Raw genomic sequence first — 16,118 nt, 5'->3', positions numbered from 1 at the left:
TGCATCTTTCACAAGCGCCCTGCATGGCTGCGGGTGGCTGGTTGGCGGGTGTCTGGTGTACTGTCGCTGCGCGGGCACTCCGGCCTGCGTCTTGCTTGCTGATCCTTGTGGCCCCTTCTTTTTTCACCGGATTTCCCATGCGCACATCCTCCGCCCTGCGGCCCTCTTCACGGCATTCCAGGCTTTTGCTGGTGCTGGCCACCGCTACCGTGCTGGCCGCCTGTTCGCGTCCCGCACCGCCCGAGGAGCCCGTGCGCTCCGTCAAGCTGATGACGGTGGGCGTGGGCGCGCTGCAGTCCAGCCTGGAGTATTCGGGCGAGGTGCGCGCGCGCGTGGAGTCGCGCCTAGGCTTTCGCGTGGCGGGCAAGATCGTGCAGCGCCAGGCCGAGCTGGGCCAGCGCGTGAAGGCCGGGCAGGTGCTGGCGCAACTGGACCCCAAGGACTACCAGCTGGCGGCTGACGCCGCGCGTGCGCAACTGGCATCGGCCACCACGCAGCGTGATCTGGCGGCGGCGGACCTCAAGCGCTACCAGGCGCTCAAGGACCAGAACTTCATCAGTGGTGCCGAGCTGGAACGCCGTGAGGCCACGCTCAAAGCGGCCCAGGCCACGCTGGACCAGGCGCGCGCGCAGCTGTCGTCGCAGGGCAACCAGGCGGCCTACACCACGCTGGTGGCCGACGTGTCCGGCGTCGTGACGGGCATCGATGCCGAGCCGGGCCAGGTAGTGTCGGCCGGTGCGCCGGTGGTGCGCATTGCGCAGGACGGCCCGCGCGACGTGGTGTTTGCTGTGCCCGAGGACAAGGTGGCGCAGATCACGACGGGCTCCGAGGTGGCTGTGCGCGGCTGGTCTGGCGGCGCGACCCTGACGGGCCGCGTGCGCGAAGTGGCTGCCAGCGCCGACGCTGCGACCCGTACCTTCCAGGTCAAGGTGGCCATTGACGCTGCGGACGCCCCAGCGCTGGGCGCCACCGTGTACGCCACGCCCAAGGCACTGAGTCATGCCGGCATTGCCGCCATCAAGCTGCCCACGAGCGCGCTGCGGCAGGAGGGCCAGTCCACCGCCGTGTGGGTGTACGACCCCGCGACCAGCACCGTCAAGTCGCAGGTGGTGCAGATCGCCACGGCCGACGGCAACGATGCCGTGGTGGCAGGGGGCCTGACCCCCGGCATGCAGGTGGTGGCCACTGGCGTGCATGTGCTGTCTCCCGGCCAAAAAGTGACGGTATATCAGCCAAAAGTGGCCCAGGCGCCAGTGAATAAAGCACAGACAGCTCCTGAATCTGTAGCAATGCCGGCGGTGCCATCGGCTCCGGCGGCCGCTGCTGCACCCGCCACCGCCACGGCCTCTGCCGCCAACTGAGGCCCGCCATGACGCAAATCCAACCCAAAGAGGGGTTCAACCTCTCCAAATGGGCGCTCGACCATCCTGCGCTCACCCGCTACCTCATGGTGGTGTTGATGCTGCTGGGCTTTGCCGCCTACTTCCAGCTGGGGCAGGACGAAGACCCTCCGTTCACCTTCCGTGCCATGGTGGTGCGCACCTACTGGCCCGGTGCCACGGCCCAGCAGGTGGCCGAGCAGGTCACCGACAAGATCGAGCGCACGCTGCAGGAAGTGCCGTACGCCGACAAGATCCGCAGCTATTCCAAGCCCGGCGAGTCGCAGATCATTTTCCAGATCAAGGACTCCTCCAAGCCCGGCGACGTGGCCAACGTCTGGTACAGCGTGCGCAAGAAGGTGGGCGACATGCGCTACACCTTGCCCCAGGGCATTCAGGGCCCGTTCTTCAATGACGACTTTGGTGATGTGTATGGCGTGATCTACGCTCTGGAGTCCGAGGGATTCAGCTACGCAGAGCTCAAGCAGTTTGCCGATGACGCGCGCCAGCAGCTGCTGCGCGTGCCCGATGTGGCGAAGGTCGAGCTGTTTGGCGTGCAGGACGAAAAGCTCTTCATCGAGATCTCGCAAAAGCGCCTGTCGCAACTGGGCCTGGACATGAACCAGGTGCTGGCCCAGCTGGGCCAGCAGAACGCAGTGGAAAGCGCGGGCACCATCCAGACCCCGCAAGACCAGGTGCAGGTGCGCGTGCAAGGCCAGTTCAACGCCATCGAGGACCTGCGTGCGATGCCGATCCGCGGCCCCTCGGGCGCGCAACTGCGTCTGGGCGATATTGCCGAAGTGCAGCGCGGCTATGTGGACCCACCGGGCGTGAAGGTGCGCCACCAGGGGCGCGAGGTGATTGCGCTGGGCGTCTCCATGTCCAAGGGCGGCGACATCATTGCGCTGGGCAAGGCCCTGCACACCACCACCGACCGCATCGCTGGCACGTTGCCGGCGGGCGTGAAACTGGTCAACGTGCAAGACCAGCCCAAGGCGGTGTCCACCTCGGTGAACGAGTTTGTCAAGGTGCTGATCGAGGCCGTGGTCATCGTGCTGGCGGTGAGCTTCATCAGCCTGGGCGTCCACAAGCGGCCCGGCAACAACCCGCTGTGGAAGCGCTGGTACATCGACCCCCGCCCGGGGCTGGTGGTGGGCATCACGATCCCGCTGGTGCTGGCCGTCACGTTCCTGGCCATGTGGTACTGGGGCATAGGGCTGCACAAGATTTCGCTGGGCTCGCTCATCATCGCGCTGGGCCTGCTGGTGGACGACGCCATCATTGCGGTGGAGATGATGGTGCTCAAGCTCGAAGAGGGCTATGACAAGGTGCGCGCCGCCACCTTTGCCTACGAGATCACGGCCATGCCCATGCTCACAGGCACGCTGATCACGGCGGCGGGCTTCTTGCCCATCGGCTTGGCCAAGTCCACCACGGGTGAATACACCTTTGCCATCTTTGCCGTGACGGTGATTGCGCTGGTGCTCAGCTGGTTCGTGTCGGTCTACTTCGTTCCTTACCTCGGCACACTGCTGCTCAAGGTGCCGCCTCACGTCTTGGCCGCTCAGGCCAACAAGGGCATCACGGACGACCCACACGAGGTCTTTGACAGCCCGTTCTACCGCAGCTTCCGCCGTCTGGTGGACTGGTGCGTGCAGCACCGCTGGCTGACCATTGGCGCCACGGTGCTGACCTTTGCGCTGGGCATTGTCGGCATGGGCAAGGTGCAGCAGCAGTTCTTCCCGGATTCCAGCCGGCCTGAGATTCTGGTGGACATCTGGTTCCCTGAAGGCACGTCGTTCGCAGGCAACGAGGCCGTCACCAAACGCGTGGAGCAGCGCCTGTTGTCCGAGCCAGGCGTGAATACGGTGAGCACCTGGGTAGGCTCTGGCGTGCCGCGTTTTTATCTGCCGCTCGATCAGGTGTTCCCGCAGAGCAACGTGTCGCAGTTCATCGTGGTGCCCCAAGACCTGAAGGTGCGCGAATCGCTGCGTGTGAAGCTGCCTGCGCTGCTGGCGCAGGAGTTCCCGGAAGTGCGCGGGCGCGTCAAGCTGCTGCCCAACGGGCCGCCCGTGCCTTATCCCGTTCAGTTCCGCGTGGTAGGCCCTGATCCGCTGGTGCTGCGCGAGCGTGCGGACGAGGTCAAGGCCCAGCTGCGCCAGAACCCCAACATGCGCGGGGTGAACGACAACTGGAACGAGTCCGTGAAGGTGCTGCGCCTGGAAGTCGACCAGGCCAAGGCACGCGCCCTGGGCGTGACCAGCCAGTCCATCGCACAGGCGTCCAAGACCATTCTGTCGGGCACGCAGGTCGGCCAGTACCGCGAGGGCGACAAGCTCATCGACATCCTGCTGCGCCAGCCGCTGGATGAGCGCAACGCCATCACTGACATTGCCAACGCCTATCTGCCCACGGCCTCGGGCAAGTCGATCCCGCTCACGCAGATCGCCAAGCCTGTGTTCACCTGGGAGCCCGGCGTGATGTGGCGCGAAAATCGCGACTACGCCATCACCGTGCAGGGCGACGTGACCGAGGGCCTGCAGGGCGCCACGGTGACGGCGGCGCTGCTGCCATCCCTCAAGGAGATTGAGGCCAAGTGGCGGTCGGCGGGCCAGACGGGCTACCGCATCGAGGTGGCGGGCGCCGTGGAGGAAAGCTCCAAGGGCTCGGCGTCCATCGCGGCGGGTCTTCCCATCATGCTGTTCATCACCTTCACGCTGCTCATGCTGCAACTGCACAGCTTCAGCCGTGCCATGCTGGTGTTCCTGACCGGGCCGCTGGGGCTGGCGGGTGTGGCGGCAGCGCTGTTGCTGCTCAATCGTCCCTTTGGTTTTGTGGCGCTGCTGGGGGTGATCGCGCTCATGGGCATGATCCAGCGCAATTCGGTGATCCTGATCGATCAGATCGAGCAGGACCGCGCCCGGGGCGTGCCCGCCTGGGATGCCATTGTGGAATCGGCCGTGCGCCGTTTGCGCCCCATCGTGCTCACCGCCGCTGCCGCCGTGCTGGCCATGATCCCGCTGTCGCGCAGCGTGTTCTGGGGGCCGATGGCCGTTGCCATCATGGGCGGGCTGGTGGTGGCCACGGTGCTGACGCTGCTGGCACTGCCTGCAATGTATGCGGCCTGGTTCCGTGTCAAACGACCTGCGCCAGAGGTTCCTGGTGCTGCTTGACCGACAGGGCGTCCGCATCAGGTAAAATAGAAGGTTGACCGATTTCACACAGGCGGCAGCTGAGGTTGCCGCCTGTTTGTTTGTAGAACCGCGCGGGTGGCGAAATTGGTAGACGCACCAGGTTTAGGTCCTGACGCCAGCAATGGTGTGGGGGTTCGAGTCCCCCCCCGCGCACCACCCATGTGAGACTTTGCGGAACACGGCGCTGCTGCGCTGCAGCCAGCACGATCCACATTCATAAGAGGAATAGCCATGGCCGTTACTGTTGAAACCCTTGAGAAGCTCGAGCGCAAGATCACGCTGAGCGTGCCCGTCACCCTGATCCAGTCTGAAGTGGACACGCGCCTCAAGCGCCTGGCCCGCACGGTCAAGATGGACGGTTTCCGTCCCGGCAAGGTGCCCATGAACGTGGTGGCCCAGCGTTATGGCTACTCGGTGCAGTACGAAGTGCTGAACGACAAGGTGGGTGAGGCCTTTGCCGTGGCTGCGAATGAAGCCAACCTGCGTGTTGCAGGCCAGCCCCGCATCACTGAAAAGGAAGGCGCTCCCGAAGGCCAGGTGACTTTTGACGCCATCTTCGAAGTGTTCCCCGAAGTCAAGATCGCTGACCTGTCGGACGCCGAAGTTGAAAAACTGTCGTCCGAAGTGACCGACAGCGCCATTGACAAGACCATCGACATCCTGCGCAAGCAGCGCCGCAGCTTCGCCCAGCGCGCCATTGACGCCGCTGCGCAAGACGGTGACCGCGTGACCGTGGACTTCGAAGGCAAGATCGACGGCGAACCCTTTGACGGCGGCAAGGCCGAAGACTTCCAGTTCCTGGTCGGCGAGGGCCAGATGCTCAAGGAGTTCGAAGACGCGGTGCGTGGCATGAAGTCCGGCGAAAGCAAGACTTTCCCCTTGGCGTTCCCTGCTGAATACCACGGCAAGGACGTCGCTGGCAAAACCGCCGACTTCCTGGTGACCATCAAGAAGATCGAAGCGGCCCACCTGCCCGAAGTGAATGATGCTCTGGCCAAGTCGCTGGGCATTGCCGACGGTTCCGTGGATGGCCTGCGCGCCGACATCAAGAAGAACCTGGAGCGCGAAGTCAAGTTCCGCTTGCTGGCCCGCAACAAGGCTGCCGTGATGGACGCCCTGGTGTCCAAGGCCGAGTTGGATCTGCCCAATTCCAGCATCCAGGCTGAAATTGCCCGCCTGATGGAAGGCGCCCGCGCTGAACTCAAGCAACGCGGCATCAAGGACGCCGACAAGGCCGAGATCCCTGAAGACGTGTTCCGTCCCCAGGCAGAGCGCCGTGTGCGCCTGGGCCTGGTGCTGGCCGAGCTGGTGCGCGCCAATGAGCTGCAGGCCAAGCCCGAGCAGCTCAAGGCCCACATCGACGAGTTGGCCGCCAGCTACGAGAAGCCCGAAGACGTGGTGCGTTGGTACTTCGGCGACCGCCAGCGCCTGGCCGAAGTCGAAGCCGTTGTCATCGAAAACAACGTGACCGAATTCGTGCTGTCCAAGGCCAAGGTGGTCGAAAAGGCCATTTCCTTCGACGACCTGATGGCGCAGCAGGGCTGATAGGCCCTCGGGCCGGGTGGTCTGCCTCGTGCAACTGCCCGGTTCTGGTTGTCAAGACACACCAGGGGCTTGTGCTTTCGTGCACAAGCCCCAATTCATTTCTGGGTACAGTACCTGCTTGACTGGAGAAATACATGAGCGCATTGGAAACACAAGGCCTGGGCATGGTCCCCATGGTCATCGAGCAGTCGGGCCGTGGCGAACGGTCCTATGACATCTACTCGCGCCTGCTCAAGGAGCGCGTGATTTTTCTGGTGGGCCCGGTCAATGACCAGACCGCCAACCTGGTGGTGGCACAGCTGCTGTTCCTGGAAAGTGAAAACCCGGACAAGGATATCTCGTTCTACATCAACTCGCCCGGTGGTTCGGTGAGCGCCGGTATGGCGATTTTTGACACCATGAACTTCATCAAGCCCGATGTCTCGACCCTTTGCACGGGCATGGCGGCCAGCATGGGTGCTTTCCTGCTGGCGGCGGGCGCCAAGGGCAAGCGGTTTGCGCTGCCCAACTCCAAGGTCATGATCCATCAGCCATTGGGCGGCATGCAGGGCCAAGCCACCGAGATCGAGATCCACGCCCGCGAGATCCTCAAGACCCGCGAGCAGCTCAACAAGATCCTTGCTGAGCGCACCGGACAGCCGCTGGAGAAGATCCAGCGCGACACTGAGCGTGACTATTTCCTCTCGGCCGACGAGGCCAAGGACTATGGTTTGGTGGATCAAGTGATCAGCCAACGCGCCTGATCGCCCGAGGGCGACGAAGCGGCGTTTTCCCGAGGGGAAGACGCCGTTTTTTATTTGGTTATCATCCCGACAACTTTCCGAAACAAGCAAGGCATTGCCCCCATGGCCGAGAAAAAAGGCTCTTCCAGCGAAAAAACCCTTTACTGCTCTTTTTGCGGCAAAAGCCAGCATGAAGTGAAGAAGCTGATCGCCGGTCCGTCGGTCTTTATCTGCGACGAGTGCATTGACCTGTGCAACGAGATCATCCGCGACGAACTGCCTGCTGGGGACTTGGCCCGCGAAGGCCGCAGTGACCTGCCCACGCCGGTCGAGATCAAGGCCAATCTGGACAACTATGTGATTGGCCAGGATGTTGCCAAGCGCACGCTGGCCGTGGCGGTGTACAACCACTACAAGCGCCTGCGCCACAAGGACAAGGCCCACAAGGACGATGTGGAGCTGTCCAAGAGCAACATCCTGCTGATCGGCCCTACGGGCTCGGGCAAGACGTTGCTGGCGCAGACCCTGGCACGCATGCTGGATGTTCCCTTTGTGATGGCCGACGCCACCACGCTGACCGAAGCCGGCTATGTGGGCGAGGACGTGGAAAACATCGTCCAGAAGCTGCTGCAAAGTTGCAACTACGAAGTCGAGCGCGCCCAGCGCGGTATTGTCTATATCGATGAAATCGACAAGATTTCGCGCAAATCCGACAACCCCAGTATCACGCGCGATGTGTCGGGCGAGGGCGTGCAGCAGGCGCTGCTCAAGCTCATAGAGGGCACCATGGCCAGCGTGCCGCCCCAGGGCGGGCGCAAGCACCCGAACCAGGACTTCCTGCAGATCGACACAACCAACATCCTGTTCATCTGCGGTGGCGCGTTTGCAGGGCTGGAAAAGGTCATCGAGAACCGGACCGAGGCCTCTGGCATCGGCTTTGGCGCATCGGTCAAAAGCAAGAAGCAGCGCTCGCTGACCGAAGTGTTCACCGAGATCGAGCCCGAAGACCTGATCAAGTTCGGGCTGATTCCTGAACTGGTGGGCCGTATGCCAGTGGTGACTGCCTTGGCTGAACTGAGTGAAGATGCGTTGGTGCAGATCCTGACCGAGCCGAAGAACGCGCTGGTCAAGCAGTACAGCAAGCTCCTGGCCATGGAGGGCGTGGACTTGGAAATTCGCCCGGCTGCCCTGAAAGCCATTGCCCGCAAGGCGCTGGCCCGCAAGACGGGCGCGCGAGGCCTGCGTTCCATTCTGGAGCAATCGCTGATCGGCACGATGTTCGACCTGCCCAATACCAGCAACGTCGAAAAGGTGGTGGTGGACGAGTCCACCATCGAAGAAAACAAGCCGCCGCTGCTCGTGTACCGCGAAGCGGCCAAGAAGGCCTGAGAAGACCGGAGCGGGCGCCATGTTGTCGCCCTTTGAACCATCAACCCTTGCGCCAGTACGGCTGCGTGCAAGGGTTGAAAATCCCCACATGTGGACCCACTTCCACAGAGCACTTTGAGGATTTCCATGTCCGGACATACCCCCCTGCCAGCCACCCCTATTGACCTGCCGCTGTTGCCTTTGCGCGATGTGGTGGTGTTCCCTCACATGGTGATCCCGCTTTTCGTGGGCCGCCCCAAGAGCATCAAGGCCCTTGAGATGGCCATGGAGGCTGATCGCCGCATCATGCTGGTGGCCCAAAAAGCTGCCGCCAAGGATGAGCCCTCGGTGGCCGACATGTTCGATGTGGGCTGTGTCTCTACCATCTTGCAGATGCTCAAGCTGCCCGACGGCACCGTGAAGGTGCTGGTGGAAGGCCAGCAGCGTGCTCTGGTGGCTTCCATTGAAGATGCCGAGACGCATTTCATGGCCACCGTGACTCCGGTGGAGGCGACCCCCGACGCCAATAAGCCCAGCGAAATCGAGGCCCTGCGTCGCGCAGTGATGCAGCAGTTTGACCAGTACGTCAAACTCAACAAGAAGATCCCGCCCGAGATCCTGACTTCCATCTCCAGCATTGACGACCCAGGTCGGCTGGCAGACACCATTGCTGCACACCTGCCCCTCAAGCTCGAGAACAAGCAGGTGGTGCTGGATCTTTCGGATGTAAAGGCGCGCCTCGAAAACCTGTTCGAGCAGCTCGACCGCGAAGTGGACATCCTGAACGTCGACAAAAAGATCCGTGGCCGCGTAAAGCGCCAGATGGAGAAGAACCAGCGCGACTTCTATCTGAACGAGCAAGTCAAGGCCATCCAGAAGGAACTGGGTGAGGGCGACGAAGGCGCCGACATCGAGGAGATCGAGAAAAAGATCAAGCTCGCCAAGATGCCGGCCGAGGCACGCAAGAAGGCTGACGCCGAACTCAAGAAGCTCAAGCTGATGTCGCCCATGTCGGCCGAGGCGACGGTGGTGCGCAACTACATCGACGTGCTCACCGCGCTGCCTTGGAGCAAGAAGACCAAGATCAAACACGACCTCGTGAATGCCGAGGGCGTCCTCAACGAAGACCATTACGGCCTCGACAAGGTCAAGGACCGCATCCTTGAATACCTCGCGGTACAGCAGCGCGTGGACAAGGTGAAAGCGCCCATCCTGTGCCTGGTGGGCCCTCCTGGCGTGGGCAAGACCTCGCTGGGGCAATCGATCGCCAAGGCCACCGGCCGCAAGTACGTGCGCATGGCCCTGGGCGGCATGCGCGACGAGGCCGAGATCCGCGGGCATCGCCGCACCTACATCGGTGCGCTGCCGGGCAAGGTGCTGCAGAGCCTGTCCAAGGTGGGCACGCGCAATCCGCTGTTCCTGCTGGACGAGATCGACAAGCTGGGTACTGACTTCCGGGGCGATCCGTCGAGCGCTCTGTTGGAGGTGCTGGACCCTGAGCAGAACCACACCTTTGGCGACCACTACGTCGAGGTGGACTTCGACCTGAGCGATGTGATGTTCGTCGCCACATCGAATTCGATGAACATTCCGCCGGCACTGCTCGACCGCATGGAAGTGATTCGCCTGTCGGGCTACACCGAAGACGAGAAAACCAGCATCGCCATGAAGTACTTGCTGCCCAAGCAGCTCAAGAACAATGGCGTGAAGGACGAAGAACTCCTCATCACCGAGCCTGCAGTGCGCGACATGGTGCGTTACTACACCCGTGAAGCAGGTGTGCGTTCGCTCGAGCGCGAGCTGTCCAAAATTTGCCGCAAGGTGGTCAAGGGCCTGCAGCTCAAGAAACTGGAGCCGCAGGTGGTGGTCACGGCTGACAACCTGCCGGACTTTTTGGGCGTGCGCAAGTACACCTATGGCCGTGCGGAGCTGCAAAACCAGGTAGGACAGGTAGTGGGCCTGGCCTGGACCGAGGTGGGTGGAGATCTGTTGACCATCGAGGCGGCCATCATGCCGGGCAAGGGTGTGATTACGCGCACGGGTTCGCTGGGTGATGTGATGAAGGAATCCGTGGAGGCTGCCCGTACGGTGGTACGCAGCCGCGCGCGCATGCTGGGTATCAAGGATGAAACGTTCGAAAAGCGCGACATCCACATTCACGTGCCAGACGGTGCCACCCCCAAGGACGGCCCCAGCGCGGGGGCTGCGATGACTACCGCGTTTGTTTCTGCGCTCACGGGTATCCCTGTGCGCGGCGATGTGGCCATGACAGGCGAGATCACGCTGCGTGGCGAGGTGACGGCCATTGGGGGCCTTAAGGAAAAGCTGCTGGCCGCATTGCGCGGTGGCATCAAGACCGTGCTGATCCCTGAAGAGAACGTGAAGGACCTCGCCGAGATTCCGGACAACGTGAAGAGCGGCCTGGAGATCGTGCCCGTGCGGTGGATCGACAAGGTGCTGGAAGTTGCTTTGGAGAGCAAACCCGTGCCGCTGACGGATGAAGAGGTTGCAGTGGCTGCTGCGGTGCCTGTGTCGACGGACAAGGCCGCGGTGTCATCCGCCACGGCCGATGGATTGAAACATTGACGCAATTTTTTTGGGAACTCCCAAAAAATGCGCTACAATTCATTCCATCGCAGCAAACGTTGTACAATGTAAGGCTTCGGTAAATGCGGGAATAGCTCAGTTGGTAGAGCGCAACCTTGCCAAGGTTGAGGTCGAGAGTTCGAGACTCTTTTCCCGCTCCAATTTCCACAAAAAGGGAAGCAATTGCTTCCCTTTTTTGTCAGAGGAATGAGAGTTCCTGGCGCGGTAGCAAAGCGGTTATGCCCCGGATTGCAAATCCGGTTAGTCCGGTTCGACTCCGGACCGCGCCTCCAGATATGGTCTGCAGCAGTGAAGCGATGAAAGCCTCTGGGCCGAGACGCTCGCAGGGATCGTGTCGATGGATGGTAGTTGGATGGAAATTTTTTGGCTTGCAATCGAATACGGCCAAAAATAGTTATATAATTTGAGGCTTGCTGATAAGCACTAACGGAAACGTTAGAGAAATCAGAAAATGCGGGAATAGCTCAGTTGGTAGAGCGCAACCTTGCCAAGGTTGAGGTCGAGAGTTCGAGACTCTTTTCCCGCTCCATATTTGAAAAGGGAAGCTTAGGCTTCCCTTTTTTCTTGGCGGTTCGGAGCGTGCTGTTGTCAAACTGCGGCCCCGACCAGAGATGCGACAGGGCATTGCGCGCACGCGCTGCCCGGGTTACGCTGCAACGCAGGTATGCGCTCAGCAGCCGGCGCCCCGATGGTGAAATTGGTAGACACTGCGGACTTAAAATCCGCCGCTTTCCTGAAAAGGGGCGTGCCGGTTCGACCCCGGCTCGGGGCACCACTCAACTGTTCACACTTGCGCAGCAATTGCGCAAAGCTAGGCAAATCAACGGTCTAGCGCTTCCCCCTTTGGTGGTACAGTGCGCCCGCTGCGCAATTCTGCGCAAGTGATGCCCCCGAAATCCCCCCACCAATCCCCCCAATGGCAACCCCCATCAAAACGGCACAAGGCACGTGGCGCATTCAGATCGAGGTGAAGGGCCAGCGCGACAGCAATACGCTGCCCACAAAGCGCGAGGCCAGCGAGTGGGCGGCCAGGCGCTCGGCTGAGCTGCTGGCCACGGCCACCGGTCGCGCCGGTGAGGTGAAGACGCTGGGCCAGGCGCTTGTGCGCTATGGCGAAGAGGTGTCGAGCGAAAAGAAGGGCTGGCAGAAGGAGTTGATACGCCTGCAGGCCTTCCCGCGCCAGCCGCTGTTTCCGGCCAAGCGCCTGCTGGCCGAGCTGACGCCCTCCGATATCGTGGCCTGGCGTGATGCCAGGCTGAAAGTGAATGCGCGTGGCTCGGTGCTGCGGGACATGGTGCTGCTGTCCCACGTGCTGGAGGTCGCCCGGCGCGATTGGCAGTGGCTGAACTCGAACCCGATGCAGGACGTGCGCAGGCCTGCAGAGCCCGACCACCGCGAGCGGATCATTTCAGGCCCAGAGGTGCGGCGCATGCTGCGCGCTCTAGGGTGGAGTAGGGGGCCGGTGCGCTCGGTGGGCCACGCGGTGGCCAACGCCTTTCTGCTGGCCCTGCAGACAGGGTGCCGGGCCGGTGAGATCTGCGGCATCCGCTGGGATGACGTGGGGGCGGGTTACTTCAAGGTGGACGGCAAGACCGGCAAGCGCGATGTGCCTGCCGTGCCGTCCACGATGCGCACCATTGAGCTGATGCGCGGCTTTGATAAAGACCTGGTGTTTGGGCTCAAGACGCAGAGCCTGGACGCGATGTTTCGCAAGTACCGGCAGCGGGCGGGCCTGGAAGGGTTCACCTTCCACGACAGCCGCCACACCGCTGCCACGCGCCTGGCCCAGCGCCTGCATGTGCTAGACCTGTGCAAGATGTTTGGGTGGACCAGCACCACCCGTGCGCTGGTCTACTACAACCCGAAGGCCGTAGACATAGCCCAGCGCATCACGACTGGCGCTGCTCCCATTCAATCACCTCGCTGAGCAGCCACTTGCCGTCGCGGCCTGGGCGGGGGAAGTCCTTGTATTTCTCCATGCGACTGCGCAGCGTATTGCGACACACGCCAAACCGTTCTGCGAGCTGGGCTCGGTCCAGGCGCGTGCCCAGCATGCTGGCCATCAGCGTCATGGCGCTGACCATCTTTTCCATTTTTTCGGCTAGTTGGGCGGCTTCGCTCATGGTGTGACCGTCTCCTTTGGCACGTTGAAGAACCCCAAGCGCCCCTTGAACGGCACGAAGGGAATGGGGCTGCTGTCGTGGAGCACGAAGCCGTGGGAGCCGTCTTGCTTCCAGGGCGAAGGGTGGTGCTGGCGGCAGTCGGTGACGTGGGTCCAGCCAACGAAGCCGCCGCGCGGCAGGTCTTCGTAGGCGGGCATGTTGGCGGGCAGCAGGCCCGTGCGCTGCAGCTCCTCGTACACCTCGTCGTAGTAGCGGCGGGCCATGGTTTGGCCTGCGTGCACCAGCAGGCGGCCACGGAAGTTGGTGGGCCAGTCGCGGTTCTCGATGTCCTTGAACCCGTGGACGATGAGCCAGGCCCACGGCTGGCGGATGCTGAGGGCGGGGATCATGCTGCGGCCTCCATGCCAAGATCTGCAGGGGCCACATGCAACACCTGGCCGCCGCCCTGGCTTTGCATGTGGGCGATGACGCGCTTGGTGGCGGTGTGCAGCTCGCCAGCGCTGAGCTGGCGCAGCTGGTGATCGTGTAGATCGACGGCGCTGGTGATGGCGTCCAGCTCGTAGTAGTGCAGCGTGACGGGGCGCCATGTGCCGAATTCAATGCCGCGCGTGAGAATGGCCTTGATGGCGATCAGCGCTGCCTCGATGTGGCCTTGCATGCCGCGTACGTAGCCCAGGCGCTCGATCTCCAGCGCGATCAGCATGGTGGTGCGCAGGGTTTGCACCTGCAGCTCGGTCGCCACGCCCTCGCGCACACGGGTGGCGCAGTGGCGAACGGCATCCATGGTCTCGCGGATCTCGGCCTCGGTGAGGCGCGAGGCGCGCACCTGGGCCTTGAACATGGTGTTCACCGGCGTGGGCTGGCGGCGTTGGGGGATGCGGTAGCGGGGGAGGCCCATCACAACCCTCCTTTCAGGGGCACTCGGCCGTATGCAGCATCCAGCTTTTTGACGACTTCCCCTGGCCCATCTGAAGCGAGGATGCCCGCTTCATTGACTAGCTGGCTTGGTCGGACGTCAGGACTCGCACCAAAGTCTTTCGCATCAGATGCCTCCAATTCGGTGTAGTCCACGGTCAGCTCCATGGGCTGCGCTTCAGTGCCTGGGAAGGGCCATGGGTCGGGCAGCGTTACCACCCACTTGCGACCGCTGGCGCGCACGATGGTGGCGGTGTGGTCTTTGCACCGGATCAAGCCGCCTGCGGGGCCTTTGACGTTGGTCTTGAGCTTGACGGCTTGGCCCTCGGTGAAGTTGTTGGGCGTCTCTGCACTCTGCATGGCCTGGGCGATGCCAGCCATCACCTCGGCCTGGCTGGCCTTGGCGGTGCCGTCAACGGTGCCCTTGCCTTTGGCCTTGGGCTTGAGTGCCGGTTTGGCCTTGTCAGCGGGAGCATCTGGCTGCGCCTCGGCTGCGCGTGCTGCGGCCTCTTCCTTCATCGCGTCTTGCGTGGTGGCCTTGTGGTAACTGGTGTCGATGTGGGCCGCCCATGCAACAGCGTCCAGCAGCTTGGCCTCGTCGGGTGGGCGTTGATAGCGGGGCGCCACGTCCACCGTGGCGGCCAGCATCATGAGGGTGAGCAGCTGAAGTCGTGGGCTGGCGCTGGCTGACTTGCGTGCGGCCTTCTCCAGCTCGGTGTCGGTGAAGCGTTCGGGCAGATCGAAGATCATGCGCACCAGTGCTTCATCGGCCTCGCGGGCCTCGGTCAGGATGTAGTGGTAAGCGACCTCCTCGGGCAGATCGATACTGCTGGGTGGGTCGTTCTTCAGAGTCTCGATGATCTGTGCGATGGCAGCGCCGCGCCACCGGGTTTGATACTCGGCCTGCAACTCATCCTTGGTGGGCTGGGGGGCCTTCTTCTCGGCCTTGCCCGCTGCCCCTTTGGCCTGCAGTGCCTCGCCCGCAGCGCGCACTGGCACGGCCTCCACCACACCGCCCGTGGGAGTCTCGATCAGCACCACCTTGCCTTGGGGCACTTCCTGGCCCAGCACCTGGCGCATGGGCTCTGTCTCGCCCTTCTTGGTGGGCTTGTCCAGCAGGATGTAGCCCTTGGGGGTGGCGCCTTCGGTGGGCATCAGCTCACGGGCTTCGCGGCCCGTGATGATCTTGCGGCCCTTGGCCTGGGCTTCGGCCTTGAGGGCTTCGTAGTGGGCCTCTTTTTTGTCGGCAAAGCAGGCGGTGTCCGTACAGACGTCTGCACCCGCCTTGTCCCACAGCTCGGGGTTGGCACCGGTGCGCTTGGGGCACTGTGTGCAGGCGCCCACCTTGGGCAGCAGCTGGGCGTTGTCCAGGGCGAAGGGCGCCTGGGTGAGGTCGGTCATGTACTGGCGCTGGGCCAGATCCTTGGCGCTGCGGTAGCTGAGCGGGCCGCCATCGGGGCCGCCAGTGAGCGCCTTTCTTGTGAACTCCACCTGCAGAGCAGGCGTAGGGCGCTGGGCCACCAGCAGGGCCACGCTGCGGTTGAGCGTGCCCGCTTTGAGGGCTGCGATGGCCTCGGGGCAGATCTTGAGCAGGCGCAGGCTCTCCACCACGTGCGTGTGGCTGCGCTTGAGGGCGTTGGCCACGGCGTCGCGCGTCATGTTGAAGTCGTCAACCAGCTGCTGGATGCCGCGCGCCTCGTCCAAGGGGTTGAGGTTTTCGCGGTGCAGGTTCTCGATGAGCTGCATCACCACGGCGTGGGTGTCGTCTGCGGCCACAATGTGCACGGGCACCCGATTCAACCCTGCGATGCGCGCGGCCACAAAGCGGCGTTCGCCCGCGATGATTTCGTGCGAGGCGTGGCGCGTGGCCTCATCTTCAAACGTGTCTTGCAGGCGCGCGGCAGGCAGGCGGCGCACCAGCAGGGGCTGCAGCACGCCGTACACCTTCATGGTGGCGGCCATCTCCAGCAGGGCGTCGTCTTCCACGATCTGCCGGTTGGTCTTGCTGCGCACCAGTTCGATCAGCGGCAGAGAGCTGTCAGCGGGCATGGCCTGGGCGGCGTCCGCGCCGACAACGGTGAAGTCGGCCATGGGCAGGTTGATCAGCACATCGCCGCATTGCAGCTGGTACTGGCGCCCGCCTGGCGTTCTACCTGTGATCAGGCCTTGCATGCCCGCCTGGGGGTGCGGCTTGCCGCGCAGGGTGGTGGCGTCGTCGTTGACGCGGGCCTCGCGGCCAATGAGTGGGTCTTTGGTTGCCATGGT

The 16,118-nt window shown here is 62.9% G+C and carries 11 protein-coding genes and 5 tRNA genes; 12 read left to right on the top strand and 4 right to left on the bottom strand.

Annotated features, from left to right (window positions below):
• Positions 1-137: 137 nt before the first annotated feature.
• From IB236_RS17675 to IB236_RS17620, 12 genes are all read left to right on the top strand, one after another.
• Entirely contained in the window at positions 138-1,361 is a 1,224-nt protein-coding gene (locus IB236_RS17675; RefSeq protein WP_121943996.1) for an efflux RND transporter periplasmic adaptor subunit, read from the top strand.
• An 8-nt stretch (positions 1,362-1,369) separates the two neighbouring features.
• Positions 1,370-4,552, top strand: coding sequence for an efflux RND transporter permease subunit (locus tag IB236_RS17670; protein ID WP_056064492.1), 3,183 nt, complete (start codon positions 1,370-1,372; stop codon positions 4,550-4,552).
• A gap of 90 nt (positions 4,553-4,642) precedes the next feature.
• Positions 4,643-4,729 (top strand) — tRNA-Leu (locus tag IB236_RS17665).
• Between the two features lie 75 nt (positions 4,730-4,804).
• On the top strand, positions 4,805-6,118 hold the full coding sequence (gene tig / locus IB236_RS17660) for a trigger factor (RefSeq protein ID WP_056064489.1): 1,314 nt from the start codon (positions 4,805-4,807) through the stop codon (positions 6,116-6,118).
• A gap of 134 nt (positions 6,119-6,252) precedes the next feature.
• Positions 6,253-6,861: an ATP-dependent Clp endopeptidase proteolytic subunit ClpP gene (clpP, locus tag IB236_RS17655; protein ID WP_015014885.1), complete on the top strand. Its 609-nt coding sequence runs from the start codon at positions 6,253-6,255 to the stop codon at positions 6,859-6,861.
• A gap of 102 nt (positions 6,862-6,963) precedes the next feature.
• Positions 6,964-8,229 carry an ATP-dependent Clp protease ATP-binding subunit ClpX gene (gene clpX / locus IB236_RS17650; protein ID WP_056064485.1) on the top strand — a complete coding sequence of 422 codons (1,266 nt, stop codon included), beginning with the start codon at positions 6,964-6,966 and terminating at the stop codon, positions 8,227-8,229.
• Between the two features lie 126 nt (positions 8,230-8,355).
• On the top strand, positions 8,356-10,794 hold the full coding sequence (gene lon, locus IB236_RS17645) for an endopeptidase La (protein ID WP_056064482.1): 2,439 nt from the start codon (positions 8,356-8,358) through the stop codon (positions 10,792-10,794).
• An 85-nt stretch (positions 10,795-10,879) separates the two neighbouring features.
• Positions 10,880-10,955: transfer RNA gene (locus tag IB236_RS17640), tRNA-Gly, on the top strand.
• A gap of 58 nt (positions 10,956-11,013) precedes the next feature.
• Positions 11,014-11,087, top strand: a tRNA-Cys gene (locus tag IB236_RS17635).
• A 181-nt stretch (positions 11,088-11,268) separates the two neighbouring features.
• A tRNA-Gly gene (locus IB236_RS17630) sits at positions 11,269-11,344 on the top strand.
• 153 nt (positions 11,345-11,497) lie between these two features.
• Positions 11,498-11,590 (top strand) — tRNA-Leu (locus IB236_RS17625).
• Positions 11,591-11,731: 141 nt separating this feature from the next.
• Positions 11,732-12,742: a tyrosine-type recombinase/integrase gene (locus IB236_RS17620; RefSeq protein WP_192421627.1), complete on the top strand. Its 1,011-nt coding sequence runs from the start codon at positions 11,732-11,734 to the stop codon at positions 12,740-12,742.
• Here the strand turns inward: IB236_RS17620 and IB236_RS17615 are convergent.
• From IB236_RS17615 to IB236_RS17600, 4 genes are read right to left on the bottom strand one after another with little or no spacing between them, the layout of a single operon-like run.
• Positions 12,705-12,938 (bottom strand): AlpA family transcriptional regulator, encoded by a 234-nt coding sequence (locus IB236_RS17615; protein WP_192421626.1) that lies wholly within the window; start codon positions 12,936-12,938, stop codon positions 12,705-12,707. The genes IB236_RS17620 and IB236_RS17615 overlap by 38 nt on opposite strands.
• Entirely contained in the window at positions 12,935-13,327 is a 393-nt protein-coding gene (locus tag IB236_RS17610; protein ID WP_225581227.1) for an ASCH domain-containing protein, read from the bottom strand. Before IB236_RS17610 ends, IB236_RS17615 begins: the two co-directional genes overlap by 4 nt.
• Positions 13,324-13,836: a hypothetical protein gene (locus IB236_RS17605; RefSeq protein ID WP_192421625.1), complete on the bottom strand. Its 513-nt coding sequence runs from the start codon at positions 13,834-13,836 to the stop codon at positions 13,324-13,326. Before IB236_RS17605 ends, IB236_RS17610 begins: the two co-directional genes overlap by 4 nt.
• Entirely contained in the window at positions 13,836-16,115 is a 2,280-nt protein-coding gene (locus IB236_RS17600) for a ParB/RepB/Spo0J family partition protein (RefSeq protein WP_192421624.1), read from the bottom strand. The genes IB236_RS17605 and IB236_RS17600 overlap by 1 nt, the downstream gene beginning before the upstream one ends.
• Between the last annotated feature and the right edge of the window lie 3 nt (positions 16,116-16,118).

It is taken from the genome of Acidovorax sp. ACV02 (genome assembly GCF_014851475.1).
In the GTDB taxonomy this organism is placed as follows: domain Bacteria; phylum Pseudomonadota; class Gammaproteobacteria; order Burkholderiales; family Burkholderiaceae_C; genus Acidovorax; species Acidovorax delafieldii.
This window is presented reverse-complemented; position numbering and strand designations above follow the sequence as displayed.

What these genes read in the sequence shown, in the direction of transcription:
- IB236_RS17675 (WP_121943996.1), top strand. Translation starts at nt 138, where the DNA reads ATGCGCACATCCTCCGCCCTGCGGCCCTCTTCACGGCATTCCAGGCTT.
- tig (WP_056064489.1), top strand. Translation starts at nt 4,805, where the DNA reads ATGGCCGTTACTGTTGAAACCCTTGAGAAGCTCGAGCGCAAGATCACG.
- IB236_RS17610 (WP_225581227.1), bottom strand. Translation starts at nt 13,327, where the DNA reads ATGATCCCCGCCCTCAGCATCCGCCAGCCGTGGGCCTGGCTCATCGTC.
- IB236_RS17670 (WP_056064492.1), top strand. Translation starts at nt 1,370, where the DNA reads ATGACGCAAATCCAACCCAAAGAGGGGTTCAACCTCTCCAAATGGGCG.
- IB236_RS17605 (WP_192421625.1), bottom strand. Translation starts at nt 13,836, where the DNA reads ATGGGCCTCCCCCGCTACCGCATCCCCCAACGCCGCCAGCCCACGCCG.
- IB236_RS17615 (WP_192421626.1), bottom strand. Translation starts at nt 12,938, where the DNA reads ATGAGCGAAGCCGCCCAACTAGCCGAAAAAATGGAAAAGATGGTCAGC.
- clpX (WP_056064485.1), top strand. Translation starts at nt 6,964, where the DNA reads ATGGCCGAGAAAAAAGGCTCTTCCAGCGAAAAAACCCTTTACTGCTCT.
- lon (WP_056064482.1), top strand. Translation starts at nt 8,356, where the DNA reads ATGTCCGGACATACCCCCCTGCCAGCCACCCCTATTGACCTGCCGCTG.
- IB236_RS17620 (WP_192421627.1), top strand. Translation starts at nt 11,732, where the DNA reads ATGGCAACCCCCATCAAAACGGCACAAGGCACGTGGCGCATTCAGATC.
- IB236_RS17600 (WP_192421624.1), bottom strand. Translation starts at nt 16,115, where the DNA reads ATGGCAACCAAAGACCCACTCATTGGCCGCGAGGCCCGCGTCAACGAC.
- clpP (WP_015014885.1), top strand. Translation starts at nt 6,253, where the DNA reads ATGAGCGCATTGGAAACACAAGGCCTGGGCATGGTCCCCATGGTCATC.